Source organism: Aquamicrobium zhengzhouense (assembly GCF_016124105.1).
GTDB lineage: Bacteria > Pseudomonadota > Alphaproteobacteria > Rhizobiales > Rhizobiaceae > Aerobium > Aerobium zhengzhouense.
The window spans coordinates 159,629-185,368 of sequence record NZ_JADGMQ010000007.1 but is presented as its reverse complement, the minus strand read 5'-3'; the positions used below and the strand labels follow the sequence as shown (position 1 = coordinate 185,368).

The following is a 25,740-nucleotide window of genomic DNA, read 5'->3' as shown; positions in this document are numbered from 1 at the left end:
GCCGCCCTTAGCGGCTGCGATACTGGTCGGCAAGCTGGGTGACTGCGCGCATGAAGACGCCGACATCCGAGCCAACTGCGATGAACTGGGCACCGTCCTCGCGCGCTATTGCAACGTGTTCGGGCGAGCCAAGCAGGATGCCCGGTGCCTTTCCGGCGGCGCGGATCTTGCGCGTCGTTTCGCGGATGATCTTGCGCACCTCCGGATGCGTCGGCTGCCCGCGATATCCCATGTCCGCGGAAAGATCAGCAGGCCCGATGAAAAGCCCGTCGACGCGCTCGATCTTCAGGATTTCGTCGAGATTGTCGATCGCGGTGGCGCTTTCGATCTGCAGGAGAATGCATATCTCGTCATTGGCATTGGCAAGGTACTGCGAGCGGCGGCCAAAATCCGAGGCCCGGGCAAGAGCGGCGCCAACGCAGCGCTTTCCGTCGGGCGCGTAGAGGCAGGCACGAACGGCCGCTTCCGCCTGTTCGGCCGTGTCGATCATCGGCACCAGAACAGTCTGGAAGCCGACATCGAGCACCTGCTTCAGCATCCAGTCTTCGCCGGAAACGACGCGGACCACCGGATGGGCCGTACCACCTTGTGAAGCGCGCAGTTGGTCGCGCAGCATCGCCATGTCGTTCGGCGCGTGCTCGCCATCGAACAGCAGCCAGTCGAAACCGGCCTTCGCGCTGATCTCGGCCGTTTCAGCCGAGGTCAATCCTTGCCAGAAGCCGGTCAGCACCTCGCCGCGCTTCAGGGCCGCGCGAAATTCATTAAGGGGCGCACCGTTCAGCATCTCAGAGGAAGTCACAGCGCACCTCACCAAATGGCCCGTAATCGGCAACAAAATGGCTGCCGGAAGGCGCCTCTACCGGACGGATGAACGAACCGGAGAGGACGATGTCACCGGCGGAGAGCTTGCCGCCATACTGGGCGATGCGCTCTGCGAGCCAGATAATGCCGGTAACCGGATCATCGAGCACACCGGCACCGAGCCCGGTCTCTTCAACAATCCCGTCGCGCTTGAGGATGCAGCCCATCCAGCGAAGGTCGGTTGTCGAAGGATCGAAACGGCCTTCGCCGAGCACAAGCCCGCCATTGGCAGCGTTGTCGGAAATCGTGTCGGTGACCTTTCGGATCGCGCCGGTTTCCGGGTCCTTGCGCAGGATGCGGGTATCCAGAAGTTCAAGCGCCGGGGCAACATAGTCCGTTGCGGCGATGACGGCTTCGCGTGTGAGGTTTGCGCCCTCAAGATCCGCCTTGAGCACGAACGCGATCTCAGCTTCAACACGCGGCTGGATGAAGCGTCCGGCCGGGATCGACGCGCCGTTTTCAAACAGCATATCGTCATAGAGCACGCCCGAATCCGGGGTCGTGATCTGCAGGGCTTCCTGCATGGCCCGGGAGGTAAGCCCGATTTTCCAGCCGATGCGGCGAAAGCCGGCAGCGTCTCGCGCCGCCAGCATCGCGTCCTGGACGGCATAAGCGTCGTCCAGATCCATATCGGGGAAGCGCTGCGAAAGCAGTCCGATCTGCTTGCCGGACTGTTCGGCCTCGAAAAGCGCGATGCCGCAGTCCTGATTATCCTGGGGTGTCATGCCTGCCATGGTCTTACTCCGCAGCGATGAGGTTCGGCTCCTGGCGCTGTTCGCCAAGCTGAGCGCGCAGGCGTGAAACAGCACCGGCCAGTTCGTGACGGTTGCACACCGCGAAGACGTAGCGATCCGGGCGCAGGATATAGAACTTCTGGTTCGGGTGCTTCAACAGCATGTCGCGGAAGACGCCGTCGAGGTCGTCGAGCACCAGTGTCTCCGGATGTGCGCTCCAGCCCACCTTGCCGCGCCGCGAGCGGTTAATCTGGACGATCGAGCCAATCGACTGCAGGTACGCGCGATCCTCAGTCGAGAGCTGGGCTGCAGGGTCCTCATTGATGCCGATGACAGCAAAGCCCTTGCCGATCGCGTCGTCGAGCAGCATCGGACGATCTTCAGCGTCCGCGACTTTCGGCTGGACGATCATACGACCGACCATCGACTTGCCGCCCGCGTTGGAGTGATCAACCACACCCTGTTCATAGAACGGCATCGGCTTGAACTTCATCTGCAGCACGTAGTCGCGCAGCGACGGCAGGCGATGGACGCACCAGAAGAACGCCTTGCGGAAGTATTCGGTGAAGTGGGAGTAGGGGGCGTAGAACTTGCCGATGCCGGTCGCGAATTTCACCATCTGTTCGGCGTGGTGCTTGCGCTCCTGCTCGTAGCTGTCGAGGATTTTTGGCTCGGCCTTGCCCTGGACAACCATGGCCAGCTTCCACGACAGGTTCATCACGTCGCGGAGGCCCGAGTTGAGACCTTGGCCGAAGAACGGCGGCTGCAAATGCGCGGCATCACCAGCGATGAAGATCCGGCCCTTGCGGAAGGAAGCGGCAATGCGTGAGTGGTGGGTGTAGATGCGCGCGCGGATGACCTCCGGCTTCTCATCCGGCCCAAGGCGCTTGCGCAGGAGGCGAGCAATCTCATCCGGGTCTGACATCTTCTCATCCGTGTCTTCGGGGCGAAGGCGGAATTCAAAGCGGCGATGACCGTAGGGCAGATCGATGACGATGAACGGGTTCTTCGGATCGCAATAGATCGCCGAATATGGTTCGAAGCGGTCGTCGTTCTTGAGGTCGACAACCAGCCAGCGCCACGGATGGGTGTCGCCAAGAAGCGCGATACCGAGCCCCTTGCGGACGGTTGACTTGCCGCCGTCGCAGCCAACGACGTAAGGCGCGCGCAGCGTCTTGTTGCCGTCAGCGGTTTTGACGCTGAGGGTTACACCCGCGTCATCCTCGGTAAAGGATTCTAACTCGTGCCCGGTCAGAACCTTGACGTGCGGGAACCGTTCAATGCCCGAGCGGATGACCTTTTCCGACAATGGCTGGATGAAGAGGTTGCGGCGCGGCCAGCCGAACGGCTTCGCCTTTGGCCCTACCTCGGCAAACATCTTGCCGTTGGAATGATGGTAGCGCAGCAGCGTGTTCTGGATCATGTCCTTCAGGAGCGGCTCTGCCAGGCCCGTCGTCTGGAAGGCGCGTAGCGCCTCGTCGTCCATGCCGACAGCACGCGGGTAGTCGATGATGTCCGGCTCGCGCTCCAGCACCAGCGTCCTGACGCCGTAGGTTCCAAGCAGGTTTGCAAGGGTCGTGCCTGCTGGGCCAGCGCCGACGATGATGACGTCCGCGTCGAATTCACTTTGGGCCATGGTCATCTCCCGATCTGTACGAGCTGTCGCTCACAATTCGTTTTCCGCTTTGTGATAAAGCCAATCCCGAAATGCAATAACAAAAGTCTCGTTTTTTTGATGACTTCCCCAAATGCGAAAAGGCCGCCCGAAACCGGACGGCCTTTCGCATATCGTATGGTGTGAAAAGCGGATTACTTGGCGGCGATGCCAGCCTTCTCAACCAGGGGACCCCAGAGGTTGATCGCCTCATCGACGCGCTGCTGCAATGCTGCCGGCTCCCCGCCAACCGAGGTGTAACCGTTGGTGTCGAGGTAATTAACGACACGCTCCGAGCCAAGCGCCTCGTTGACAGCCGCGTTGATCTCGTTGACGATTTCGTCCGGCGTCTCGCTCTGAACGAACACGCCCCACCACGCAATTGCGCGCAGACCTTCAACGCCAGCCTCGGCAAAGGTCGGAGCCTCCGGAACCAGCGGCGACTTGTAGTCAAGAGCCAGCAGGTTCATCGTGCCCTTGGCGACTTCACCGGCAGCAGCACCTGCACCGAAGACGCCGAGCTGAACCTCGCCCGATGCCATCGCCTGGATAACCGGGCTGACGCCCTTGAAGTGAACGATCTTCAGGTCAATGCCGGCGACCGACTTTAGCAGCTCGGCAGCCAGATGCGGCGAGGAAGCCGGGCCAAACGTACCGAATGCAAGGCTTTCGGTCTTGGCGCGTTCAATCAGGTCGGACATCGTCTTGATGCCGGTGCTGGAGCCGGCAAGGAATGCAAGCGGCCATTCGCCAACGGTCACAACCGGGCGCAGATCCTTGGCAAGATCATATGGCCGGCTCGGCATGGTGACTTCGTTCAGGGCGATTCCGATGTCGTTGAACAGGATCTGGCGACCATCCGGCTTGGCACGGGCTACGGCCTGCGTGGCGATGACGCCGCCGGCACCGGGCTTATTCTCAACCACAACCGCGGAGCCCCAGCGGGTCTGCAGTTCTTCTGCTACGAGACGGGCGATTGCGTCCGTGGTACCGCCAGCGGAGAACGGGACGACGATGCTGACGGGGCCCGAGGGGTATTTTTCCCCAGCCTGCGCGGAGCCCATGAGTGCGGAAACAGCAACTGCAGCGCCCAGCAGGGCACGGCGGGTGAAAGAAAGGCTATTGGTCACGACGACTCCTCCAAGTTGTCCTCATTCTGTGATACATCACTTATCACAAAGAGAGATATTTTGCTGGCAATATGCGAAGCAGCGCCTAATTACAAGAGAACTTGCTGGTGATACCCGCAATTTGATATGAGTTTTTTCGGGATTTGAGCGAGGAGCAAGAATGGCGGGCAAGACTAAGTCGGTTGACAAGGCGGTGAGCGCCAATTCGACGGCGGACCGGGCAATCGAGATTCTGCTTGCATTCGATGCGGCCAATCCGGTCTGGACACCGACCGCTCTCGCGCAGCATCTGGAGATGCCGCGATCGACGATCTACCGCTACTTCAACAGTCTGAAACATTACGGCCTCATCATCGAGGACCGCGACGGCGGCTTCCAGCTTTCCGCCAAGATCGTGGAGCTGGCGCGTGTCGCCAAGAGCACGACGACGGTGATGCGGATAGCGAGGCCTCATCTGGAGCGTCTGGCGGAGAATTTCGGCGAATTCACGTCTTTGCGCGAATTGATCGGGCCGGAACTCGTGCCGGTCGACCGCATTGATTGCCGCCATCATGTGCGCATCCCCTATTTGCGCAACACAACCCTGCCATGGCCAGCCACGGCAGGAGCCAAGGTCATGCTCGCATTCTCCAGCCCGCGCGAGCTTGAGGAGATGTTCAAGCTCTTCACACCCGTCGCCTATACGCCCAACACGATCACGGAGCGCAAACTGCTTGAGAACGAACTCGTGCGGATCCGACGGCAGGGCTACGCGCTTTCAAACGAAGAGCGAGATGAGGGCGTCAGCGGTGTTGCGGCACCGATATTTTCTGGCGGTCGCCTCGCATATTGCATTGCGCTCGGCGGGCCCTCCTTCCGCTTTGTCGGCAACAATCTCGCTCAAATGACCCAGCAGATCACCGAAGCTGTTGAAGCCATCACGGCGGAATTGGCGAAGTACGAACTTTAGCCAAAACCGAGCGGTGCTGGGAGGGCGCGATTGGTCGTGGGGATGAGCGCCCAAACAAGCGCATCCCGCCCATGCTGCCCCACAGCAAGTCCAAAAAGAAACCCCGCCACAACGTGACGGGGTTCTTCAACCTCGAAGGCTCGCGAGACCGATTTATCAGCCCCGCAAACGCTTAGCCGCGAAGAAATTCGACGCTGAGTGCGTTGAAGGTCTCCGGATCTTCCCACTGCGGCCAGTGGCCAACGCCTTCCATCTCGACGTAACGGGCGTTCGGGATCAGCTTCGAAACAACCTGCGCGGTGCGTAGATATTCGTCAGCATCTGCCAGCGAACCAACGACGAGGGCCTCGGCCTTGATCGCGCGCCACTCGTCGTCCTTGAGCAGGTTGCGCTCGCGGATCTCCGGATCCTGCAGGGCGAGAATGTTGAGCATGCCCTGCTTCATCTCCGGCATGCGGTAGATGGCCTGGCGGTGCGCCACGAGATCGTTGACGCGGCTCTTTTCCTCGGCAAGCAGCTTGTTGAAGATCGCCTTGATGTTCTCCCAGGACGGATCATCTACCGCCTTGGTGCGCTGGGAGATGATGCGGCCGCGGTTCTCGGCGCTTGAGAAGTAGCCCGATGCGGAGAGGAGCACCAGCTTGCCAACGCGCTCCGGGTGACGGCTTGCAATCGCTGCCGAGATCCACGCGCCAAGCGAGCAGCCCATGAAGTGTGCCTTCTCGACGCCCATGACATCGAGGAAGCCGAGCACGTGCTCCATATAGTGCTTGATCTCGAGTGCATGGTCGGTCTTGTCGGTGAAACCGCAACCGATCATGTCGAGGGCGAGAATGTCGAAGTCTGCGCTGTGCGCCTTGAAGTTCGACGAGAACGCTTCCCAATGACCCGCCGTGCCATGAAGCATGACGATCACCGGCTTTCCGCGTGTGCCTGAACGGGCATAGCGGGTGTTAATGCCGTTGACGTCGACGAAGCCCTGCTCAAAAATGGTGTCGCGCAGGCCGGTCCAGATGGAACGGTAGTCTTGGATTTGCTCGCTCATCGCGTTTCCTTTCCTTACTTGTCCTGCGGCGCGCAGATGCCGCCACCGACGACGCCCATGCCGGTGATCCAGGTCGGAACCGGTTCGTAGCCGACGACCTCAATGTCGCGGCCCCATGCGGCAGCTGCAGCAACCCAGCTACGCAGTTCGTGCGCGCCGTTGCCCGCTGCAGCTTCGATCTCGGCGTCGGTGCACTTGTGCAGTGGCTCGAAATTGTTGGTCGTGATCATTTCAAGGAACCAGGCATCCCACTCCTCGGAGATCGTGCCGGTGCGCCCTTCAGAGCGACGCTCCTTGGAAACACGCTCCTTCTCGGCGTTGAATTCGCGCGAACGCTCACGACCGTTGATGATGTAGTCGCGCGTCTCTTCCGGGGTCCCCTCGTCGTCCGCCGACATTTTCGGCAGGAAGTGAGACAGGCCGCCCGAACCCATGACGATCACGTTGATGTCAGCCGGGAAGGAGCGGATCGCATCACCCACGGCACGACCGAAATCAGCCACGCGGCGGTAGCTCGGACGCGGCCCACCCTGGCAGTTGATCATGATCGGAACGACCGGGATATCAAGTTCCGGATTGACCGCGGCGTAAGGCTAGGTGTGGCCATGGTCGAGGCACATGTTGAGCGAGACGGCCGGGTCGAAGCCGTTGTCCATCAAATTGCCGAGAATGTGGCGGCCGAGTTCCTGCTGGACCGGCATCTGGCCCTTCGGGCTGTCATAGTCGCCATAGCCCTCAAGCTTCTCGATGCCGATGCAGAACTGCGGCATCTGGTCATAGAAGAAGTTGCGGTAGTGGTCTGGTCCGAACAGGACAATGGCATCGACCTTCTGGCCGTTGAACTTGCGCAAACGCTCAATCGCAGCGACGAATTCCTGACCCGGACCAACCAGATCGCGGGACAGATCCCAGGACGGCGAATGGGACATTGCGGCGAGGCCGACGAGATTGGCCATGACAGGACCTCCAGTGATCATTGCGTGTTTTTGGGAATTTTTGTGAAGGGCGCGCCTATTCCTCAAAGGCCTTGGCGCGCGAGTTGCGAAGTCCCGGCAGAGCCATGACGAGGAGCAGGAGGGCCGCCGCACCGAGGAGCGTTGCCGAGATCGGGCGGTCGATGAAGACACCGTAATCGCCGCCGGAAACCGTCAGGGCACGCCGCAGATTTTCTTCCATCATCGGCCCGAGAATGAAGCCAAGGATCATCGGTGCTGGCTCGCAGCCGCAGCGCATCAGCAGGTAGCCGAGCAGCGTGAAGCCGGCGAGCAGGAAGATCTGGAACGCGCTGCCGCCCTCGGAATAAACGCCGATCAGGCAGAACATCATGATGGCCGGGAAAAGCATTCGATAGGAAATCGTCAGCAGGCGCACCCAAAGACCAACCAGCGGCAGGTTCAGGACGACGAGCAACAGATTGCCGATCCACATGGAAGCGATCAGACCCCAGAAAAGGTCTGGCCGCTCGGAAATGACAGCGGTGCCCGGCGCAATGCCGTGGATCATCATCGCGCCCATCAGGAGCGCCATGATCGGGTTCGATGGCAGACCCAAGGTCAGCAGCGGAATGAAGCTCGTCTGCGCGCCGGCATTGTTGGCAGCCTCCGGCGCGGCAACGCCCGCAGGTGCGCCATTGCCAAAGGTCTCAGGCTTGCTCGAAAGCTTCTTTTCAAGCGTGTAGCTGGCAAACGAAGCAAGGACCGCACCACCGCCGGGAAGGATGCCAAGGACCGAGCCGATCAGCGTGCCGCGCGCAGCGGCGGGCGCAGAATCCCGAAATTCCTGCTTGTTGGGATAAAGGTCGCGGATGCGCATCTTCGGGTTTTCGCCGCGCGCTTCCGGGAATTCGAGGTTGCGCACAACTTCAACCAGGCCGAACAGGCCGATCGAGATCGCCAGGAAGCTGACGCCCTCATAAAGGTCCGGAACACCGAAGGTGTAGCGCTGGGCGCCCGAATTGAGATCGAGTCCGATCAGACCGAACAGGAAACCAGCCAGCATCACTGCGATGGCCTTGAAGATCGATCCTTGTGCAAGAACGATCGACATGGTCAGGCCCAGAACCATCAGCGAGAAATAGTCAGCCGAATGGAACTGCATCGCCACGGATGCCAGCGAAGAGCCGAAGGCGGCGATCAGAAGCGTGGCGACGGTGCCGGCGAAGAAGGACGCCAGCGCAGCGATTGCGAGAGCTGCGCCGCCGCGACCCTTGCGAGCCATTTCGTAGCCGTCGAGCGCCGTGACAATCGAGCCGGCTTCACCCGGCATGCGCACGAGGATCGCTGCGGTCGAGCCGCCATATTGGGCACCATAATAGATGCCTGCGAGCATGATGAGACCGGAAAGCGGATCGATGCCGAAGGTCAATGGCAAGAGCATCGCCACGGTCGGCACGACGCCAATACCCGGAAGGACGCCGACAAGCGTGCCGAGAAGGCAGCCGACAAAGGCGTAACCGATGTTTTCGAGCGTCGCGGCGCCGGAAAAACCAAGGACGAGATTGCTGATCAGGAGATCCATGCTCAGAACCACCACAGGTCAAATGGAAGGCCGAGGCCGACGATGAAGACGAGGGCAAGAGCGATTGGCAGGATCACGACCATGCCGATCACGTAGACAAGGCTGGCACCCCGCATTCCAAACAGCGAGATGAGAACCGATATCGCGCTGGCGAGCACGAATCCGACTTCATCAACAGGAGAGCGAAGGCCGCGCAGGATGCGAGGACGAAGACGATGGGCCGCAAATTCACAGACCCGACAGCGGGGCTGGAGAGCCAAATGGACCGCAGACTCATGAAAGCGCCCATGCCAAAGATGATCCCGGCCAGAGCGTGCGGGACATAGCCTGCGCCCATATCCGCCGCGTTTCCGGTGTCGAGATCGGACCCGAACCAATATGCCGCTGCACCGATCGCCATGAAGATGACGCCAGCCAGCATGTCCTGTGACATGCGAATGTTGAGCACCATTCTCTCCTCAACACGGTTAGCCAAGCCATGGGAGTCGTCAGAACCTCGGTCTGAACTGCACTCCACCCCACACGCCACCGTCTAGTTCGTCGGCGTTAAATTATCAATATAAAAAATCGATGTTCCAAAAGATGGTAATGTCGCCACCTGGTCACATATCAGTTTGCCAGCTGGGTGGTGCCGCCGAAGCTCAGCTGGGCGAGAGGCAGCATACACCCGTCGGACAACCGCTTCACCAAATGCCGGCCCCGCAAATTGGCGGATGCTTTTGAAAGAAGGACCGCCCTGCGTTGCGTGACAGGCTGCGCCATCGGCCGGGCTGCCTTTGGTTCTCGAGTGGGCGGTGAATGCGGGCGCGCCCACCAGCCTCAGAGCATCGGCGAGCCTTTGCGACGGCGCATGAGCTGCAACACCATCAGAGGGAACGCGGTCGAAATGAGGATCGTGAGGAATGCCATCGCCATTCCCTGCCCCACGGATCCTTGTTCGAACTGTCGCCAGATATAGGTTGAGATCGTTGAGACGCCGACTGGCGCAATTACGATCGAGGCAACGAGTTCGCGTGTTGCAACGGCGAAAACAAGCAGCATCGAGGCGATCATTCCAGGCATGATCAGCGGTAGCATGATCCGTCGGAAAACGATCAGCGGGCTTGCACCAGCGACGCGGGCTGCCGCCTCAAGATTATCACCAATCTGGTGGAAGGCTGCGGTTGCATAACGGACAGGCTGCGGCAACAGGATACAGCAATAGGCAAGAAGCAGGATGAGGGTCGTGTTGTAGGGGGTGATCGGAAGCCAGGGCTGATTCCAGGCAAGGATCAGACCGACCGCGACGACGATGCCCGGCAATGCATTCGGCAGGATCGTCAGAACATCCAGCAATCCGCGCCCCCGCACCTTGGTCTTCACGATTGTGTAGGCCGACAGCGCACCGAGGAACCCCGTCGTGATGGCGGCTGCAATGCCAAGCCCCAAGCTTGTGCCCAGAGCGCGCAGAGCGCCCGATGTATCACCGAGGATCGCAGCGAAATTGTCGAGACCCAGATTCGCGAGCGACAGACCACCCGAAATCGTTCGGGACAAGGCGGTTGCGAGAATGGCGAGGATGGGAATAGCTGCTGCAACGAATGCAACCAGGGCAAAGAGCGCAATGACGGGATAGCGCCAGCGGCCAAGTTCGCGCCTTGCGCCTGCCTGTGGCTTGCCAGTCGTCGTCTGGTACGATCTGCGGGTCAGAATCCATCGTTGCAGCAGGAAAGCTGCGAATGAGAGGATAACGAGAACCAGCGACAGGATCGCCGCCCCGGGAAGGTCGATCGGCCAGTCAGAGACGCGCAAGTCGATTGCCGTGACGAGAACCTCAAAGCCGGCTCGCGTTCCCAGCGCTGCAGGTGTGCCGTACTCTTCGATAGCCATGGCAAAGACAAGGAGGAGGCTGGCGACAAGACCTGGCGTCGCCAGAGGAAGCGTTATGCGCCAGAACGCCTTCGCAGGGCTCGCTCCAAACACGCGCCCGACATCGGCGTAGCGCGAGCCCACCGTCTCGATTGTCCGTGATACCGCAAAATAGACGACGGGAAACGTGTTGAGGGACATGACGAAGGCGATCCCCGGGACCGAGAACAGGAAGGTCGCGAGATCAACGCCAAAAAGCTGAGTGAGATAGCCACGCGGCTGCAGGGTCATGATCCACCCTAGTGTCGCGATGTAAGGCGGGATCATGAAAGGGATGAGAAAAAGCACGTCCCAGAGCACCGCCAGTGGCACCCTGAACAAGCCGCGAAGGACTGCCAGCGGGACGGCGATCAAGGCCGAAAGGCCCACGACGAGCGCTCCCAACAGGAGCGTGTTCATGGTCATTCCGATCAGCCTCGGGTCTGACAGAGCCCCGACCATTGCGGAGAATGGCGCGGCCAGAGAGCCGCGCCCAAGATGCGGAAAAATCGCCTGCGCTACAATGAATACAAAGGGTATGACGACGACGAAGACAAGCCCCGTCATCGCCACGATTGTTACGGGGTTCAGCCCCCCGCGCAGGCGTGCCACGTCCAGACCTTCCTTTACTTTGCGAAAATCTTCGCGAAGTCCGCCAGGGTCTCGGCGCGCTTGCCATAAACGGCTTCCGCATCGACGGGTAGGATCTTGAGGTCAGCAATCAGCGGACGCTCTGCCTTGATGTCGGCGCGAGCCGGCATCAAGTTCTGTGATGCCACGATAGCCTGCCCGTCGTCTGACAGCACGTAGTCAACGAACTTCTTCGCCTCGTCCTGCTTCTTGGACCAGTTGAGGATCATGACCGGTCGCGGCGCGATGACAGTGCCTGATGCGGGGAAGATGACCTCAATGTTCTCTCCCTTGGCCTTGCCGTTAAATGAGATGTAGTCGACCGCGCCGAAAACGGCTGCTTTTGCACCCTGCAGGACCGGGTTCAGGGCCTCAGCATTGGCGCCGGCGACGATCGCGCCGTTGGCGGAGAGGCTGTCAAACAGGGCCCAGCCTTGTGAGGCTGAAAGCGCCGCGACCAGCTCAAAGGTCGCCCCGGACTGCGCCGGATCAGGCAGGTTTACCAGATCCTTGTATTCCGGCTTTGCAAGATCGGACCATTCTGACGGTTTCGGGGTGCCCGAGGACGGGTTCCACGCGATTGCGAGAGCCGACACGCCCTGCGCAACAGCCGTGTCGGTCTTGAGGAAGTCCGGCACCTTATCCGCGTTCGGGCTGGCGTAAGGAAGAAGCCAGTCACGCTTGGCAAAATCGGTGGCTGTGTCCCATGAAGCGGAGATCAGGACGTCAACGACCGGGTTCGCAGCTTCGGCCTCGATACGCGCCATGACTTTGCCGGTCGTGGCCTGGAAGAAATTGACCTTGATGCCGGTTTCAGCCGTGAAGCCCGCGGCAAGCTTCTCGATCAAAGCCGCCGGGCCAGCGGTGTAGACAGTGACTTCGGCGCTGGCAGCGCTTGCAGAAACAAGAGCTGCGGCACAGAAAGCAACCCGGAAGACGGACTTCAACATATTATACCTCAAGAAGTCAGGGCCTGAGCCCGTGCAGGGAACCAGTGGAGGCGATCGGAAATGATCTCCAACCCGAGGCGCTCCCCAATGCGCGGTCGGATTTTGCTTGAAAGCTGAACGGAATGTCCGTCCTTGTTGTTGAGCCGGACGGCTACGGCATAGGCAGCGTCTCGATAGTGGACCGCAGACACTTCCCCGGTAAGCGGTGCATCGCCTGCATCGACGATGCGCATTGCGCGTGGCGTCAAAAGCAATTCCGCCGCATCAGATTCCGGCCCCTTGATTGGACCAAGGGAAACGCCGCCCAGAAGCCAATCTTCACCCTGACGGGTCAAAGGCAGGACCGAGCCAAGGCGCAGGAACTCCGCGACCTTGGCAGTTGCGGGCTGTTCAACCAGCGTGTGGGGTGCGGCGAGCTGCGCGACCATGCCGCTATCCATGACCGCCACATGGTCGGCCAATGTCAGAGCCTCTGACTGGTCATGAGTGACGTAGACTGCTGTGAGACCCAGTCCGCGGATCAATGAGCCGAGTTCATCGACCATGGTTTCCCGCAATTCGCGGTCGAGGTTCGAGAGAGGCTCGTCGAAAAGAACAATCTTCGGCTCTCCGACAATGGCGCGGGCTATGGCAACGCGTTGCTGCTGGCCGCCCGATAGCGCGTCGGGACTGCGATCCGCCAACCCGGCAAGCCCCACCCGGTCAAGAGCTTCCCTGGTCCGTCGGGCCCGATCCGGCTTTGAAACGCCGGCGAGTTCCAACGGAAAAGCAACGTTCTCCGCAACCGTCATATGCGGCCACAGCGCATAATCCTGGAAGACCATGCCAAGACCGCGCTTTTCCGGTGGAACGAAAACGCCCGGTCCTGCAACCATGCGCCCGTCGCTCCAGACCTCGCCCGAAGTGGGTGACAGGAGGCCCGCGATCAGGCGCAGGAGCGTCGTCTTCCCGCACCCTGACGGCCCAAGCAGCGCCAGCGTTTCCCCGGCGCTGAGTGAAATGTCTATCCCACGCAGGATCGGCGTCTTCCCGAAAGAAAGATGCAGCCCACGGGTCGCGACGGTTGTCGTTTGTGTGACGGTGCCAGACATTTGTATCCAGGTGTCTTCGATATCGCCGCGATCTATCGCGCCTACATGACGGCCCGGTGACAAGCTGCTGACAGTGGTGGGGGCGCGGGAGCGACGATGCCAATTAGGGGCGATCAGCGTTCTGGCAGAGACGTTGTATCTGTCGCTTTCTTGAGCGTGGCATGTCGCTTTCTCGCTCACCAAGCGATTGAACGTGTGATCTGATGAGCATGTTCAAGGTGCCTTCCGCCGAACAGTCGGGAGGAGAATTGGGAAGCCGGTGCCCTCGACAGAGGAAAGCCGGCGCTGCCCCCGCAACGGTAGCGAAGCGAGAGACCTGACGTGACACCACTTGGCGCAAGCCTGGGAAGGTGTTGGGGAGGCCAACAAGGCCAGCTTCGGAGCCCGGAAACCAGCCTCGGACATCTGAAACGACTGATCGCGGTGGGCGGTCAAGTGGCAGAGCGCTCGGGCGGCGTCTGTTGACGCGTGCCGGTCCAACTCCTCCACCCCAGCCACCAGTTCAGTCCTTGTTGGAATGCGAGGACGGACATGGACATACACGAAGAAATGGTATCGCGGCTCCGGAACCGGAAGCCTGGCTACAGCCTGGATCAGCCATTTTATATCGACCCTGCGTACCATCAGCAGGACCTGGAGCAAATCTGGTACAAGGACTGGCTGTTCGCGGGTCACGACTGCGAAATTCCCAGCGCCGGAAACTATTTCACGGTTCAGGTCGGGGCCTACTCGGTCATCATTGTGCGCGGAGAAGACGGTGCAATACGCGCAATGCATAATTCCTGCCGCCATCGCGGCAGCCGGGTATGCCTGGAGCACAGGGGGTCCGCCGCAAAACTGGTTTGCCCCTACCACCAGTGGACCTATGATCTGGACGGTTCGCTCCTATTCGCTCGTCAGATGGGCGAGGGGTTCGATACGTCAGCTTTCGGTCTGAAGTCAGTCGCTTGCGAGACGGCTGGTGGTTACATCTTCATTTCGCTGGCCGAAGAGCCGATGGACTTCGCGCCATTCCGCGCAATAATGGAGCCGTTCTTCCTGCCGCACCGTCTTCGCGATGCCAAGGTCGCCTACGAATCCACGATCATCGAGAAGGGCAACTGGAAACTGGTCTGGGAGAACAACCGCGAGTGCTATCACTGCGCGGGGAACCATCCAGAGCTCTGCAAGACCTTCCCCGAAGCGCCGAACGTCACGGGCGTATCCGGCGCGCAGGACGATCCTGAAATCGCAGCGCATTGGCAAAAATGCGAGGCCGCGGGCCTGCCGAGTGCATTCACGATGGACGAGAACGGGCAGTATCGGGCTACGCGTGTGCCACTCCTGCGGGATGCGATCAGCTACACGATCTCGGGCCGCAAGGCCGTGCAGATACGGCTATCGGACAACGTCAACATGGACCGCATCGGCTCGCTGTTGCTTTATCACTATCCGACGACATGGAACCATGTTCTGTCGGATCACGCCGTTACGTTCCGCGTCCTGCCGCTCAGCGCTACAGAGACCGCCGTCACCACAAAATGGCTGGTGCACAAGGATGCGGTGGAGGGCATCGACTATCGTCTCGAAGAACTGATTCATGTTTGGACCGAGACCAACGATCAGGATCGCAGGATCGTTGAGGACAATGCGAGAGGCATCCAGTCGCCGGCCTACGAACCAGGCCCTTATTCGCCGATACATGAAGGGGGCGTGATGCAGTTCATCGACTGGTACGCTGGTTTCATGGAAAAACGCTTGTCTGACCGCGGCCGGCCGGCCCTGCGATCTGTCGCCTGAACGGAGCGAATGCCATGTCGCTGATGATGACAGGTACGGTGCCAGTCCCGCTTCCATTAGACGAGATCAAACCGTGGAACGCCACCCGCCAGATGCTGGTCTGCACCAGCGTTGTCGATGAGGCACCGCATGTGAAGACCTTCACCTTTGTGGTCGAGAACGGCGGGTGGTTCCGCTACCTGCCCGGCCAGTTCATAACCGTCGAATTGCGCGCAAAGGACGGCGATTTGCACCGGACATATACGGTCTCGTCATCGCCGTCGCGTCCCTACTCCATCTCGATCACTGTCAAGGCGCAGCCGAACTCGATCGGGACGCGCTGGATGTTCGAGAGCATTCGGCCCGGTTCGCGCATTCGCGCCTACGGGCCGAACGGTCATTTCACGCTGATGCGGCATCCGGCAAAGAAATATCTCTTCATATCCGCCGGGTCCGGCATCACGCCGATGATGTCCATGCTGCGCTGGCTGTCCGATTGCGATCCCGCCGCAGACGTTACTTTCGTGAACTCGTCACGGCGGCCGGAAGACTTTATCTTCCGCGAGGAGCTCGAAATGCTAGCCTGCCGCATGCCGAACCTAACGCTTTGCCTCTTACCTGAAATACGATCGAGGGCGTCGCCTTGGGGCGGAATTACGGGCCGCATCGATCGACACAAATTCGCTCTCTTCGCCCCCGACTTCATGAGCCGGGAGATATTCTGCTGCGGCCCCGAACCGTTCATGGCCGCAGTAAGCTCGATTGTCAGGTCGGAAGGATTTGATATGGGGCGTTTCCACCAGGAGAGTTTTGGCGCTTCCTCCTTTGCTGAGCCAATACAAAAGGAAGTCGAGGAAAGTGGCGTCGAACGAACTTCGTCCGGACTTACGGTCACATTCCTCGGCGCTGGCAAGGATGCGGATTGCCTGCCAGGCCAGACGATCTTGGAAGCTGCGCGTCATGCAGGTGTGAGAATTCCTTCCGCATGCCAGTCCGGCATTTGCGGTACGTGCAGGGTTTTGAAGCGTTCCGGGAATGTGGATATGCGTCACAATGGCGGCATCAGCCAGCAGGACATCTCAGCTGGCTACGTGCTCGCCTGCTGCTCCCGGCCCTTGTCTCCGGTCGAGGTGGACGCATGACTGTTCCTCCACGCGATGGTTTGCGCACGGTGGGAAGACGAGGTCGCGATAGCGCAAAGATGGCGACTACTTCCCCCCTGCCGCCGCCCGAGGAAGTATTCGCCGACTGGCTCATCTCGGCACAATCCGAAGCCTGTCTGGAGGCGGCTGCGCGCCGGCAGATCGAGGTCATTGACCGCTCGATGATGTCGCTGCATCCATCCGTGCAGCAATTGCGCCTGATGCTCCTTGCTGTAGCGAACGGTGGGGACGCCAAGGCTCAATGGGGCGTGCCTGATCGATGAAGAAGCAGGCAACCTAACCGTTGAGATAACGGCGAGAGCAATAGAGCAGCGTCGCCTGCTCTTCGTTTTCCCGAATTCTCATCACCCGGCCAAAGAGGATGCGATGTGTCGCTTCATCCACGGCATTCGTCAGTTCGCATTCGAAACTCACGGAAGCCGTTGAGAGGAATGGGACGCCATTGAGGCCTTCCGTCCAGTCGCCGTAATCGAAACGCTCTTCCATCGGCGTCTTGCCACCGAAATGTCTTGAGAGGTCCTCCTGACCCGGCATCAGCGTATTGACGCAGAAATGACGCGCGTTTGCGAAGGCAGGGAAGCACGAGCTGGAACGATTGATGCACACGAGCAACGTCGGCGGCGTATCGCTCACGCTGCACACTGCCGAAGCGGTGAAGCCATAGCGCTGGTTCGCGGAACGCGTCGTGACGACGCTGACTGCCGCGCCGAGCCGCGACATGCCATTGCGAAAGGTGGACTGGTCCACGATGTCGAAGTGGTGACCCATAAGACCCATCTCGATCCCCTTTTGACTGGCGCGATGCGGCGCGGCGATTAGCGACGCCGCGCAACATCACGTGGCCCGATGCTAGGCCCCGAGTTCTCGGCGGACGATTTCTGCGCCCGCGCTCAGAGCTTTCAGCTTTCCAGTTGCAACATCGCGTGGCAGCGGTGCCATTCCACAGTTGGTGCAGGGGCAAAGCTTGTCCGCATCAACGAACCGAAGCGCGTTTCGGAGCGTATTTGCCACCTCTTCCGGCGTTTCGACCGTTTTGCTCGCAACGTCGATGGCGCCCACCATGACTTTCTTGCCACGGATGAGTTCGATCAGGTCCATCGGCACATGGGAGTTGTGGCACTCCAGGGAGATCAGATCGATCTTGGATCTCTGCAGCTTGGGGAAACTTTCCTCATACTGCCGCCACTCTGACCCAAGCGTCTGTTTCCAGTCCGTGTTCGCCTTGATGCCGTAGCCGTAGCAAATGTGGACCGCCGTCTCGCATTTGAGACCTTCGATCGCCCGTTCGAGAGTGGCGACGCCCCAGTCATTCACCTCATCAAAGAAGACATTGAACGCCGGCTCGTCGAACTGGATGATATCGACCCCGGCCGCCTCGAGCTCCCTGGCTTCCTCGTTGAGGATCTTGGCAAACTCCCAGGCGAGCTTTTCGCGGCTTTTGTAATGGCTGTCATAGAGCGTATCGATCATCGTCATCGGGCCGGGCAGAGCCCATTTGATCGGTTGCTTCGTATGCTGGCGCAGAAATTTGGCGTCTTCCACGAAGACGGGCTTCTGGCGGGACACTTCGCCGACAATTGTGGGCACGCTCGCGTCGTAGCGATTGCGGATTCTGACGGTTTCACGCTTCTCGAAATCGACGCCGCTGAGGTGCTCGATAAACGTTGTGACGAAGTGCTGACGCGTCTGCTCGCCATCGCTGACGATGTCTATTCCTGCATGCAGCTGATCGTGAAGAGACAATAGCAGAGCATCCCGCTTGCCACCGGCCAGTTCCTCACCTTCCAGCTTCCAGGGCGACCAGAGCTTTTCCGGTTCCGCGAGCCAGGAAGGCTTGGGCAGGCTGCCTGCTGTCGATGTGGGCAAAATTTTATTCATCGCGAAGGACCTTGTTCGTCGGTTGGTCAGAGAGCGGAACTGGAAGACCACTTCTCAAGAATGCTTTTGTAGGGGCTTATGAAGTGCTCTTCCGCGAACCGTCCCTGCTCGACGCCAAGGCGGCTACGCTCCTCGCGGTCGTAGACGATCTGCGTCAGGGAATAGTCCTGATGCTTCAGGTCTGGCTGATAGCAGGCCCCGGCGGAGGAGTTGGCGTTGTAGATCTCGGGGCGATAGATCTTCTGGAACGTCTCCATCGTGCTGATGACGCTGGTCAGCTCAAGATTGGTGTAGTCGGTTGGCAGGTCGCCTGAGAAATAGAACGCCAGCGGAGCTGCGCTATCCGGCGGCATGAAAAAGCGGACAGTGAGACCCATCTTGGCGAAATACTCGTCCGTCGCCGACGGCTGATCCTGCACGTATTCCCAGCCAAGGATTGGATGCAGATTGTCGGTCCGGCTGTAGGTTCTGCTGCTGGATGCGCTGATGCAGATGACCGGGGCCTTGGCAAAGCGCTGTTTGTACGCGCTGGAGCGCACGAACAACTTGAACAGATTGCCGTGCAAGTCTCCGAAGCCCGCAGGTGTGCTGAACCCGGAACCATTCGCGTTATGAGACGGCAGCAAGACACTGAAGTCGTAATCACGAATGTAGGACGAGAAATTGTTGCCCGCGACGCCTTCTATGCGTCTTGAGGTCTTTCGATCCACAATCGTCGTGTTGAGCATCTCGATCAGGGGAATGGCGTCGGCCGAGCTAGCCCCGCCGATCTGCAACTTCGCCGAGATGATTTCGATCTCGACGGAATAGCGATCACCTTGCGGATTGTCCCAGCTCGCCAAGGCGTTGAACCGGTTATCGATCATTCGCAGCGCTTTGCGCAAATTGTCCCGTCGGTTCGCTCCCCTTGCAAGGTTGGCAAAATTGGTGGTCAGGCGCGTTGCGTCGCCGGGCTGATAGTTCTCATCGAACCGGATGCTGTCGATGTGAAACGCAAAGTCGGCCTGATTGGCCGCGTGCTGGCCATCGAGAGGTTGCGGGCCTGACGGCACAACCGGATTTTTGGTCTGGGACATGCTTCACCGCGATATGTTGGGGAAGGGGGCCCGGCACATAGCAGCGTCAAGCCGCAACGCGGCCCTGCTAAGACACCGGGACACTCCTCCCGTCGACGTACATTCACCAAGGCAGGTCTCCTGGCTCGCGGATCCTCGCCGTCGTCCGCTCCCCGGAAACACCCAGTGACAATCGGACATCAGCTCACCGCTTACAGGTGCGGGGGCAGCCTCGGCCTCACACCGACTTCCCTCTTAGCCTCCGGACATGTGCCCGAAGGACCCTGGTGGCCCAGTGATAAAAAACAAGAGCCGTGGGTGTCAAGCAGATATAAGGAAATGTTTATATCTTTACCTCGTGAACTCATTTTTGGTTCGTGACGTGACAGCCCGCTGTCAGGCAGAGCCGCGCTGCAGGAGCGAGTTGAAGCTGGGGAGGGGTAGCAATACGGCGGTTAGGCGAGGGCAGGGCGGGCCTGAGTATTTGCGCGGCACCGAGAGGCCCTTGGCGATCGCCGGGCCAAGAATGATCATGAGCAGAGCGTTCACGGCGAGCCTTCATTTACAAGGTGCCGCAAACGGTCGGTGACGAGGCGGCTGAATTTCAGGCAACCCCGGCACCATCGGGTCTGCTTCTGGCGATGAAGGCAGCGCCAAGATCAGCAGGTAACGTAAGCGGCTAGGTCATCCACCGCTGGAAACGCGCCGAGCACCGGAGATTCCGGTTGCAGCCTAAAAAAAGAGGAAATGTCGGGGAATAATGGGTGCCCGATGCCCACAAGGGCCGGAGAGGCCGGCCCTGGGAATGCGCATCACGCCTCTATGGCTGCGTCGACCGGGGCGCCGAGCGTGAAGCGGTTGTTGTAACTCTGACTGAGGGTGAAGCGTATATTCGGATCGCTCTCCCAGATCGATATCTGCGATGGACCGACGTCGATCAGCCGGTCTTGAAAGGGATACTGACCGGCAACAACCGGACGCCCGAGCTCCTCATAGCCAATCGTCATCATGCGGCCACCCGTTCAATCTTCATGCGCATTTCGCGCAGCCGGGCGGTCTTGCTGTCTCTCTTGCGGCGTTCTTCATGAAGAATCTGCCGTGCAATACGGTCCGATCGTTCAAGTCTTGATTCGCGGCGCTCTGGTCCTTCTCTCATCATGTTGCTTATCTCCTTTGTTGCATTACCAAGATAAGTATTTGTTTTCGTTAAACAAGGTATCGCGACGTTGCGCCACAGCGTCGCCCGAAAGGGCGCAGAAAGGATGTCGCATCTATTCTTGCGCTCCTTGAATGATTTGCTGCGAAGGCCATAGAATTACTTCTCCTCACTACCCCTCCCCAGCTCCGCACTTGGTCTTCGGGGAAAGACAGAGCAACGGTCCGTATTTCTAGCCGCCGCTCCCGCTAGAGCATGTCTCCCGAAAGTGGGAACCGGTTTCGGGAGACACGCAAGAAACAAAGACTTAAAGCGTGCGGAGCGAATCCGAAGGATCGCGACACGCTTTAGTCCCTGGAGCAAGTGCCACGAGGCGTCACTTTCCGCCACGTCTAAAGCAGCGTGTTTCAAACGATCGGCCCCTCAAGAGAAGAATAATTCTCGGTGCCTTGCGTTGGACGCAATTGCCGCGTAAGGTGTCTTTATCGATCTTGCTTTCGAACTTTGTTTTCGCGCTGCGGCGCTTCTTCGATCTTCCTTATCAACTTCGTGTCTTTCAGCGACTGCCATTCGGGCAGGCGACTGGTTATATTTGCCGATTTGAAAGGAAATCGTCATGAATACTGGAACCGTAAAGTTCTTCAACTCCACCAAAGGTTTTGGCTTCATCGAGCAGGATGGTGGCGCCGGTGACGTGTTCGTCCACATCTCAGCTGTCGAGCGTGCAGGCATGCATGGCCTTGTCGAAGGCCAGAAGCTCAGCTTTGACCTGGTGAAGGACAACCGCAATGGCAAGTTTGCGGCCGAGAATATTCAGGCTGCCTAACTGATCGCGCTTCCGGTCTTTGACCACGGATGTACTGGCACTGACCATTAAAGCGTTTAGAGGAAGGTCGGGTTTACCCGGCCTTTTTCGTTATCTGCGCCGATCTGAGCGGTCAGCGCGATGACTGCACGTTGGACTGTTTGGAATAATCGCCCGATGCTCCTGTTGCAGCATCGACAGCCCTCGAAGCGCAGGGGCTATTGGGACCGGGCGCGATCTGGAAACCAGACAATGACCGCAACCATCGCTGGTAGCGGTCATAGGCACTTTTCGCTTCTTTTGCGGGCTACCTGACGACGAGCACCGGTATTGTGGTTGTCGTGACGACCTCTGCCGTCTGGCTACCGATCACGAACCGTCGGATGCCGCGCCTTCCATGAGACGACATCACGATCAAATCGCATTTCGCCTCCTCCGCGAAACGGACGATCGCTTCTGCCGGATGGCGATCGATCTCGTGAGCCAGCTCCACGGGAACCTTCTTCTCTGTTGCGCGCCTTTGAATGTCGGCAAAGCGTTCCTTCATCATTTCGTCTACCGAGGCATCATACGAAGCGGTCGGATCCTCAACGCCAGCAAGGCTCGCGGCATGCCGCGCGCGATCATCAAGCGGTTCGGTCACGCTGAGAACGGTGACTTTGGCACCGAGTGCATGCGCAAGCTTCATGCCGTGCTCAAGGCCGCGATCTGCCAGTTCGGACCCGTCGGTTGCAATGAGAATATTCTGGTACATCTGTTTCCTCCCGATGTTAGCGTGAGACAACGACATGTTGCCGGCACATTGCGCAGTCATCTCCCCAAGATGATCGAGCGCGACCTGATCATTCGTTGCCAAACTAAGAATGGCAAGCGACACGCTGGCAGAGGTGCGAAGTCGAGCAGGCTGACGGCTTTAATTCGCCTTCTGCTCGAGCCGGCTCCGACCGAGATCAAGCAGATCGCCAATGCGACTGACGCTGAGCAAGCATAAACTCGAGACTGGCATCACCTGACGTTCCATAATATGCGTTATGAAACTGCTTCTGGCGACGCGTCGGCTCACCGCTGCGTTTGCTGCGGTGAGTGTAGCCGGGAAGGTTAGAGCAATTCCGCTTTTGCCAGATCACGCATCAGATGGCTTGGACCGTAGGTCCATGGCGCGCATTGTGTCGACAGCCGGACGCGGTTGACCAACTCGCCGAGCGTCGGCGTCGAGATCGTTACGATATCATCTAGGTGATGGGTGAAACCCTTGCCTTTCCCGTCCCGATCCTGAATGGGCGCGAACATGGTGCCGAGATAAAGGACCAACCCATCAGGGTAGTGATGGTGATCGCCGATTGCTGCCTCGACAAGCAATTCGGGTTCGCGAGAAATCTGGCTCATGGATGACGAACCCTTCAGGACAAATCCGTCCTCGCCCTTTACCTCCAGGGCGATATCCATCTGCTTCACCGCGTCGAGAGAAAAATTGCCGTCGAACAGTCGGATGAACGGCCCCAAGGCGGCGGAAGCGTTGTTGTCCTTGGCTTTGCCGAGCAGGAGCGCGGAACGTCCCTCGACGTCGCGAAGGTTCACGTCGTTACCAAGCGTCGCTCCAACGATTTTCCGTGCTGATGAGACGACCAGAGCAACTTCCGGCTCCGGATTGTTCCAGCTTGAATCCGGGTGAAGGCCGACATCCGCGCCGTAGCCGACGCTCGCCATGGGCTGGCACTTCGTGAAGATCTCGGCGTCCGGACCGATGCCGACCTCAAGATACTGGCTCCACACCCCGCGCTCGATCAACCTCTGCTTCACCGCAGCTGCGGTTTCGGAGCCGGGGACGAGGGCTGATAGATCTTCGCCGATCAGCTCCAGAATGTCGCCGCGAAGAATGTCGGCACGCGCAGGATCGCCCTTTGCCTGTTCCTCGATCACCCGCTCAAGCAGGCTGACGACAAAAGTCACGCCCGAGGCCTTAACCGCCTGAAGATCGATAGGCGAAAGGAGCAGCGGCTTCCCACTGTCGCGCGCGCCAAGACTGTTGCTCAAAACATCGTCGAGCGTTCCGGCAGATTTTCCCTCAGCAGAGTGGACATATCCGGCAGGGTCATCCATCTCGCATATGTCGCGGACAGTGGGTGCTGCCCTCGACGTGATTTCGACAATATGGCCATCGCGTATGGTGACGACGCTCGGATGTTGCACCCCCGGCAATTGCGCCCGTCCCAGAAATACGCCTTCGTTGAAAACGTCCATGAATTCCTCCCCGTACTTGGCCCCCTCAGGCGCCTGTCTTTCCACCCAGCTCATCTTCCACATGGACGCGGATGATCTCGTCGAATGAAGATTCTGCCGCAAAGCCGAGCTCCAGCGCCCGGCTCGCGTCAAAGTCCTTCGCCCAGCCATCGACCATCTCGATGATCATCTGGTCAGGCTCGCGGCGGATAAGCTTGACGGCTCCCTCCCCTGCCACCCTGCGCAATGCTTCAATCTGCTCGCCGACGGTGGCCGACAGGCCGGGCATGTTGAGATTGCGCCGCGCGCCGAGCAGATCCGTGTCGATCTCCGCTGCCTTGATCAGGAACCGCACGGCACTGCGGGGGCTAACATGCCAGTGGCGGACGCTTTCATCGACCGGCAGAACCGCTTCCTGCCCCGCCAAAGGTTCGCGCAAAATCGAGGAAAAGAAACCGGAGGCGGCTTTGTTGGGCTTGCCGGGGCGGATGCAGACGGTCGGCATGCGGATGCCGACGCCATCCACGAAGCCGCGTCGTGAATAGTCGGATAGCAGCAGTTCGCCGATTGCCTTTTGCGTGCCATAGCTCGTGCGCGGCGTCGTGAAGAATTCATCGCCGATCTTGTCGGGGAACGGTGCGCCGAAAACCGCGATTGATGAGGTGAAGACCAGTCGCGGACAGTAAGGCTCGTCCTGCCCGGCATGGCGGATCGCCTCAAGAAGATAGCGCGTCCCGTCCAGATTAATCGAATAGCCCTTTTCGAAGTCGAGCTCCGCCTCTCCCGAAACGATTGCCGCCAGATGGAAGATCACGTCTGGCCGGTCCGCAATCAGTTGGCCCGCACTCTCGGGATCGGAGATATCGACCGCAACGCTGTCAAATTCGATGCTGTCGCTGACAGGGAGATCTGCGGGAACCACATCTGCAAGCTTTATCCGGGTGATTTCCTTGCCGTCGATCTGTCGGCTTGAAACGAGCGCCTGGGTCAGCTTGCGGCCCAGCATTCCTGTGGCACCAATGATCAGGATATTCATGTTCGCGGCGTTCCTCTGTTGGTGCTTTCGCGGACTTTCAGTTCGTAGCCAATATTGATCGCAGCTGGCTCCGGTCGCTCACCTCTGGCGGCGGCCAGCACCATTTCCACGGCGCGGCGGCCGACATCGTAGCGAAAGGTGCGGATCGACGAGATGGAGGGAACGCTGGCGGCTGCATATTCAAGGTCGTTGTAGCCCATGATTCCGAACTGATCTGGCACGCGGATGCGCCTGCGCTGGCATTCGAACAGCGCGCCCAGCGCCATGTCGTCATTGTTGCAGAACACCGCGTCAGCGGTGGGAACGAGGCCGAGGAAGTCGGCGAAGATCTGGCTACCCAGTGTCACCGAGGATGGCATTGGCGTCGTCAGGACGAGGCGCTCGTCATAAAGGTCCGCGTCTCGCATCACCTCTTCATAGCCTTCAAGGCGCCTGCGGGCACGTGGGTCCATCCGTGCGCCGATGAAGCCGATGCGCCGATAGCCTTGCTCGATCAGGTGGCGGGTGGCGGCGCGTCCCCCTTCCCGATGGTCGAACCCGATCATCATGTCGATCGGATCGTTGCCGTAATCCATGATCTGAACCACCGGGCATCCGAGACCGGACAGAAGCGCCCGCGCTGCCGGGGTCTGATCGACACCGGACACAATCAGCCCGGCAGGTCTTTGCGAAGCGAAGACCTTGAGCAGCTCTTCTTCCTTGCGAAAGGTGTAGCGCGAGTTGCCGAGCTGGACCTGATGGGACGTGCCTTCCACGGCGTCATAAACCCCGCGAAGCACGTCAGAAAACACCTGGTTGGTAACAGACGGGATGATCACCCCGATCGTCGGGGTGGTCGCTGACGCAAGGGCCCTTGCCGCCTGGTTTGGGGCATATCCCAGCTGGTCGACGGCCTGCGTCACCCGTGCCCGCATCTTGTCGGAAACGATATCGGGCGTCCGCAATGCCCGCGATGCGGTGATAACGCTTACACCGGCAGCATCTGCAACATCTTTGAGAGTTACGGCCTTGTAAGTATTGGTCTTTTTACTCAAGTCCTCCCCCAATCCGCTTTTTATTGTCTGAGGCGGATATTGACAATGACATACGCTGTCATTTAACCATTTGTCTAGTCGGCCGATAAATATACCCAGCCGATGTCGGGGAGAGGATCGTGCGTTGCTATCAATGCGCGACCCCAAGGGAGGAATAAACTTGCACTCTGCTGAACCGCTAGTCTCA

25 protein-coding genes, 1 pseudogene and 2 riboswitches are annotated in these 25,740 nt (G+C 59.5%); of the genes and pseudogenes, 6 read left to right on the top strand and 20 right to left on the bottom strand.

Features of this window, described 5'->3' with window-relative positions:
- Positions 1–7: 7 nt before the first annotated feature.
- The 4 genes from IOD40_RS11920 to IOD40_RS11905 form a co-directional block, all read right to left on the bottom strand.
- A complete protein-coding gene (locus IOD40_RS11920; protein ID WP_198476789.1) occupies positions 8–784 on the bottom strand; it encodes an HpcH/HpaI aldolase family protein in 777 nt (258 codons plus the stop codon).
- A gap of 1 nt (position 785) precedes the next feature.
- On the bottom strand, positions 786–1,586 hold the full coding sequence (gene hpaH, locus IOD40_RS11915; protein WP_198476788.1) for a 2-oxo-hept-4-ene-1,7-dioate hydratase: 801 nt from the start codon (positions 1,584–1,586) through the stop codon (positions 786–788).
- Between the two features lie 13 nt (positions 1,587–1,599).
- The gene (locus IOD40_RS11910; protein WP_198476752.1) at positions 1,600–3,231 is read right to left on the bottom strand and encodes a bifunctional 3-(3-hydroxy-phenyl)propionate/3-hydroxycinnamic acid hydroxylase; all 1,632 of its coding nucleotides are present in this window, start codon (positions 3,229–3,231) and stop codon (positions 1,600–1,602) included.
- A gap of 173 nt (positions 3,232–3,404) precedes the next feature.
- A complete protein-coding gene (locus IOD40_RS11905; RefSeq protein WP_198476751.1) occupies positions 3,405–4,379 on the bottom strand; it encodes a Bug family tripartite tricarboxylate transporter substrate binding protein in 975 nt (324 codons plus the stop codon).
- 160 nt (positions 4,380–4,539) lie between these two features.
- Between IOD40_RS11905 and IOD40_RS11900 the strand changes: the two genes are divergently transcribed.
- Positions 4,540–5,328 (top strand): IclR family transcriptional regulator, encoded by a 789-nt coding sequence (locus tag IOD40_RS11900; protein WP_198476750.1) that lies wholly within the window; start codon positions 4,540–4,542, stop codon positions 5,326–5,328.
- 172 nt (positions 5,329–5,500) lie between these two features.
- On the opposite strand, the gene IOD40_RS11895 is transcribed toward IOD40_RS11900, so the two are convergent.
- From IOD40_RS11895 to IOD40_RS11860, 7 genes and pseudogenes are all read right to left on the bottom strand, one after another.
- Positions 5,501–6,373, bottom strand: a complete 873-nt coding sequence (locus IOD40_RS11895; protein ID WP_198476749.1) for an alpha/beta fold hydrolase — start codon at positions 6,371–6,373, stop codon at positions 5,501–5,503.
- Positions 6,374–6,387: 14 nt separating this feature from the next.
- Positions 6,388–7,302, bottom strand: a pseudogene (locus tag IOD40_RS20055) (DODA-type extradiol aromatic ring-opening family dioxygenase).
- 82 nt (positions 7,303–7,384) lie between these two features.
- A complete protein-coding gene (locus IOD40_RS11880) occupies positions 7,385–8,890 on the bottom strand; it encodes a tripartite tricarboxylate transporter permease (protein WP_198476746.1) in 1,506 nt (501 codons plus the stop codon).
- 88 nt (positions 8,891–8,978) lie between these two features.
- Positions 8,979–9,341 (bottom strand): hypothetical protein, encoded by a 363-nt coding sequence (locus IOD40_RS11875; protein ID WP_198476745.1) that lies wholly within the window; start codon positions 9,339–9,341, stop codon positions 8,979–8,981.
- A 368-nt stretch (positions 9,342–9,709) separates the two neighbouring features.
- Positions 9,710–11,344: an ABC transporter permease gene (locus IOD40_RS11870; RefSeq protein WP_198476787.1), complete on the bottom strand. Its 1,635-nt coding sequence runs from the start codon at positions 11,342–11,344 to the stop codon at positions 9,710–9,712.
- A gap of 59 nt (positions 11,345–11,403) precedes the next feature.
- Positions 11,404–12,357, bottom strand: coding sequence for an ABC transporter substrate-binding protein (locus IOD40_RS11865; protein WP_198476744.1), 954 nt, complete (start codon positions 12,355–12,357; stop codon positions 11,404–11,406).
- Between the two features lie 8 nt (positions 12,358–12,365).
- Positions 12,366–13,448 (bottom strand): ABC transporter ATP-binding protein, encoded by a 1,083-nt coding sequence (locus IOD40_RS11860; RefSeq protein WP_198476743.1) that lies wholly within the window; start codon positions 13,446–13,448, stop codon positions 12,366–12,368.
- Positions 13,449–13,647: 199 nt separating this feature from the next.
- Positions 13,648–13,862, top strand: a riboswitch (cobalamin riboswitch).
- 117 nt (positions 13,863–13,979) lie between these two features.
- Between IOD40_RS11860 and IOD40_RS11855 the strand changes: the two genes are divergently transcribed.
- Genes IOD40_RS11855 through IOD40_RS11845 form a run of 3 tightly spaced genes read left to right on the top strand, consistent with a single transcriptional unit; the run spans position 13,980 to position 16,632 of the window.
- Positions 13,980–15,227, top strand: a complete 1,248-nt coding sequence (locus IOD40_RS11855; protein ID WP_198476742.1) for an aromatic ring-hydroxylating oxygenase subunit alpha — start codon at positions 13,980–13,982, stop codon at positions 15,225–15,227.
- 14 nt (positions 15,228–15,241) lie between these two features.
- Positions 15,242–16,348, top strand: coding sequence for a hybrid-cluster NAD(P)-dependent oxidoreductase (locus IOD40_RS11850; protein WP_198476741.1), 1,107 nt, complete (start codon positions 15,242–15,244; stop codon positions 16,346–16,348).
- A gap of 59 nt (positions 16,349–16,407) precedes the next feature.
- Entirely contained in the window at positions 16,408–16,632 is a 225-nt protein-coding gene (locus tag IOD40_RS11845) for a hypothetical protein (protein ID WP_198476740.1), read from the top strand.
- A gap of 13 nt (positions 16,633–16,645) precedes the next feature.
- Here the strand turns inward: IOD40_RS11845 and IOD40_RS11840 are convergent, their stop codons facing one another.
- The 5 genes from IOD40_RS11840 to IOD40_RS11820 all read right to left on the bottom strand — a co-directional run bounded on the left by IOD40_RS11840 (position 16,646) and on the right by IOD40_RS11820 (position 20,312).
- Positions 16,646–17,146 (bottom strand): flavin reductase, encoded by a 501-nt coding sequence (locus IOD40_RS11840; protein ID WP_198476739.1) that lies wholly within the window; start codon positions 17,144–17,146, stop codon positions 16,646–16,648.
- A gap of 72 nt (positions 17,147–17,218) precedes the next feature.
- On the bottom strand, positions 17,219–18,247 hold the full coding sequence (locus IOD40_RS11835; RefSeq protein ID WP_198476738.1) for a methionine synthase: 1,029 nt from the start codon (positions 18,245–18,247) through the stop codon (positions 17,219–17,221).
- Positions 18,248–18,273: 26 nt separating this feature from the next.
- Positions 18,274–19,323, bottom strand: a complete 1,050-nt coding sequence (locus tag IOD40_RS11830; protein ID WP_198476737.1) for a DUF1852 domain-containing protein — start codon at positions 19,321–19,323, stop codon at positions 18,274–18,276.
- Between the two features lie 93 nt (positions 19,324–19,416).
- A riboswitch (cobalamin riboswitch) is annotated at positions 19,417–19,604 on the bottom strand.
- A 94-nt stretch (positions 19,605–19,698) separates the two neighbouring features.
- Positions 19,699–19,851 (bottom strand): hypothetical protein, encoded by a 153-nt coding sequence (locus IOD40_RS11825; RefSeq protein WP_198476736.1) that lies wholly within the window; start codon positions 19,849–19,851, stop codon positions 19,699–19,701.
- A gap of 263 nt (positions 19,852–20,114) precedes the next feature.
- Complete coding sequence (locus IOD40_RS11820; RefSeq protein WP_198476735.1) at positions 20,115–20,312, bottom strand: hypothetical protein; 198 nt, start codon at positions 20,310–20,312, stop codon at positions 20,115–20,117.
- A gap of 762 nt (positions 20,313–21,074) precedes the next feature.
- Between IOD40_RS11820 and IOD40_RS11815 the strand changes: the two genes are divergently transcribed.
- Entirely contained in the window at positions 21,075–21,284 is a 210-nt protein-coding gene (locus IOD40_RS11815) for a cold-shock protein (protein WP_198476734.1), read from the top strand.
- Positions 21,285–21,570: 286 nt separating this feature from the next.
- Here the strand turns inward: IOD40_RS11815 and IOD40_RS11810 are convergent, their stop codons facing one another.
- A complete protein-coding gene (locus IOD40_RS11810; protein ID WP_198476733.1) occupies positions 21,571–22,017 on the bottom strand; it encodes a universal stress protein in 447 nt (148 codons plus the stop codon).
- A 21-nt stretch (positions 22,018–22,038) separates the two neighbouring features.
- On the opposite strand from IOD40_RS11810, the gene IOD40_RS11805 reads away from it, so the two are divergent.
- On the top strand, positions 22,039–22,254 hold the full coding sequence (locus IOD40_RS11805) for a hypothetical protein (protein WP_198476732.1): 216 nt from the start codon (positions 22,039–22,041) through the stop codon (positions 22,252–22,254).
- A gap of 107 nt (positions 22,255–22,361) precedes the next feature.
- Here the strand turns inward: IOD40_RS11805 and IOD40_RS11800 are convergent, their stop codons facing one another.
- Genes IOD40_RS11800 through gntR form a run of 3 tightly spaced genes read right to left on the bottom strand, consistent with a single transcriptional unit; the run spans position 22,362 to position 25,553 of the window.
- Positions 22,362–23,504, bottom strand: coding sequence for a fumarylacetoacetate hydrolase family protein (locus IOD40_RS11800; RefSeq protein WP_198476731.1), 1,143 nt, complete (start codon positions 23,502–23,504; stop codon positions 22,362–22,364).
- A 25-nt stretch (positions 23,505–23,529) separates the two neighbouring features.
- A complete protein-coding gene (denD, locus tag IOD40_RS11795) occupies positions 23,530–24,519 on the bottom strand; it encodes a D-erythronate dehydrogenase (protein ID WP_198476730.1) in 990 nt (329 codons plus the stop codon).
- Complete coding sequence (gene gntR / locus IOD40_RS11790) at positions 24,516–25,553, bottom strand: HTH-type transcriptional regulator GntR (protein ID WP_198476729.1); 1,038 nt, start codon at positions 25,551–25,553, stop codon at positions 24,516–24,518. The genes denD and gntR overlap by 4 nt, the downstream gene beginning before the upstream one ends.
- Positions 25,554–25,740 lie beyond the last annotated feature (187 nt).

Bases quoted from the DNA above. Each gene is read 5' to 3' on its own strand.
- IOD40_RS11920 (WP_198476789.1), bottom strand. From the start codon at position 784: ATGCTGAACGGTGCGCCCCTTAATGAATTTCGCGCGGCCCTGAAGCGC.
- hpaH (WP_198476788.1), bottom strand. From the start codon at position 1,586: ATGACACCCCAGGATAATCAGGACTGCGGCATCGCGCTTTTCGAGGCC.
- IOD40_RS11910 (WP_198476752.1), bottom strand. From the start codon at position 3,231: ATGGCCCAAAGTGAATTCGACGCGGACGTCATCATCGTCGGCGCTGGC.
- IOD40_RS11900 (WP_198476750.1), top strand. From the start codon at position 4,540: ATGGCGGGCAAGACTAAGTCGGTTGACAAGGCGGTGAGCGCCAATTCG.
- IOD40_RS11895 (WP_198476749.1), bottom strand. From the start codon at position 6,373: ATGAGCGAGCAAATCCAAGACTACCGTTCCATCTGGACCGGCCTGCGC.
- IOD40_RS11880 (WP_198476746.1), bottom strand. From the start codon at position 8,890: ATGGATCTCCTGATCAGCAATCTCGTCCTTGGTTTTTCCGGCGCCGCG.
- IOD40_RS11875 (WP_198476745.1), bottom strand. From the start codon at position 9,341: ATGGTGCTCAACATTCGCATGTCACAGGACATGCTGGCTGGCGTCATC.
- IOD40_RS11870 (WP_198476787.1), bottom strand. From the start codon at position 11,344: ATGACGGGGCTTGTCTTCGTCGTCGTCATACCCTTTGTATTCATTGTA.
- IOD40_RS11865 (WP_198476744.1), bottom strand. From the start codon at position 12,357: ATGTTGAAGTCCGTCTTCCGGGTTGCTTTCTGTGCCGCAGCTCTTGTT.
- IOD40_RS11860 (WP_198476743.1), bottom strand. From the start codon at position 13,448: ATGTCTGGCACCGTCACACAAACGACAACCGTCGCGACCCGTGGGCTG.
- IOD40_RS11855 (WP_198476742.1), top strand. From the start codon at position 13,980: ATGGACATACACGAAGAAATGGTATCGCGGCTCCGGAACCGGAAGCCT.
- IOD40_RS11850 (WP_198476741.1), top strand. From the start codon at position 15,242: ATGTCGCTGATGATGACAGGTACGGTGCCAGTCCCGCTTCCATTAGAC.
- IOD40_RS11845 (WP_198476740.1), top strand. From the start codon at position 16,408: ATGGCGACTACTTCCCCCCTGCCGCCGCCCGAGGAAGTATTCGCCGAC.
- IOD40_RS11840 (WP_198476739.1), bottom strand. From the start codon at position 17,146: ATGGGTCTTATGGGTCACCACTTCGACATCGTGGACCAGTCCACCTTT.
- IOD40_RS11835 (WP_198476738.1), bottom strand. From the start codon at position 18,247: ATGAATAAAATTTTGCCCACATCGACAGCAGGCAGCCTGCCCAAGCCT.
- IOD40_RS11830 (WP_198476737.1), bottom strand. From the start codon at position 19,323: ATGTCCCAGACCAAAAATCCGGTTGTGCCGTCAGGCCCGCAACCTCTC.
- IOD40_RS11820 (WP_198476735.1), bottom strand. From the start codon at position 20,312: ATGATGACGATTGGCTATGAGGAGCTCGGGCGTCCGGTTGTTGCCGGT.
- IOD40_RS11815 (WP_198476734.1), top strand. From the start codon at position 21,075: ATGAATACTGGAACCGTAAAGTTCTTCAACTCCACCAAAGGTTTTGGC.
- IOD40_RS11810 (WP_198476733.1), bottom strand. From the start codon at position 22,017: ATGTACCAGAATATTCTCATTGCAACCGACGGGTCCGAACTGGCAGAT.
- IOD40_RS11800 (WP_198476731.1), bottom strand. From the start codon at position 23,504: ATGGACGTTTTCAACGAAGGCGTATTTCTGGGACGGGCGCAATTGCCG.
- denD (WP_198476730.1), bottom strand. From the start codon at position 24,519: ATGAATATCCTGATCATTGGTGCCACAGGAATGCTGGGCCGCAAGCTG.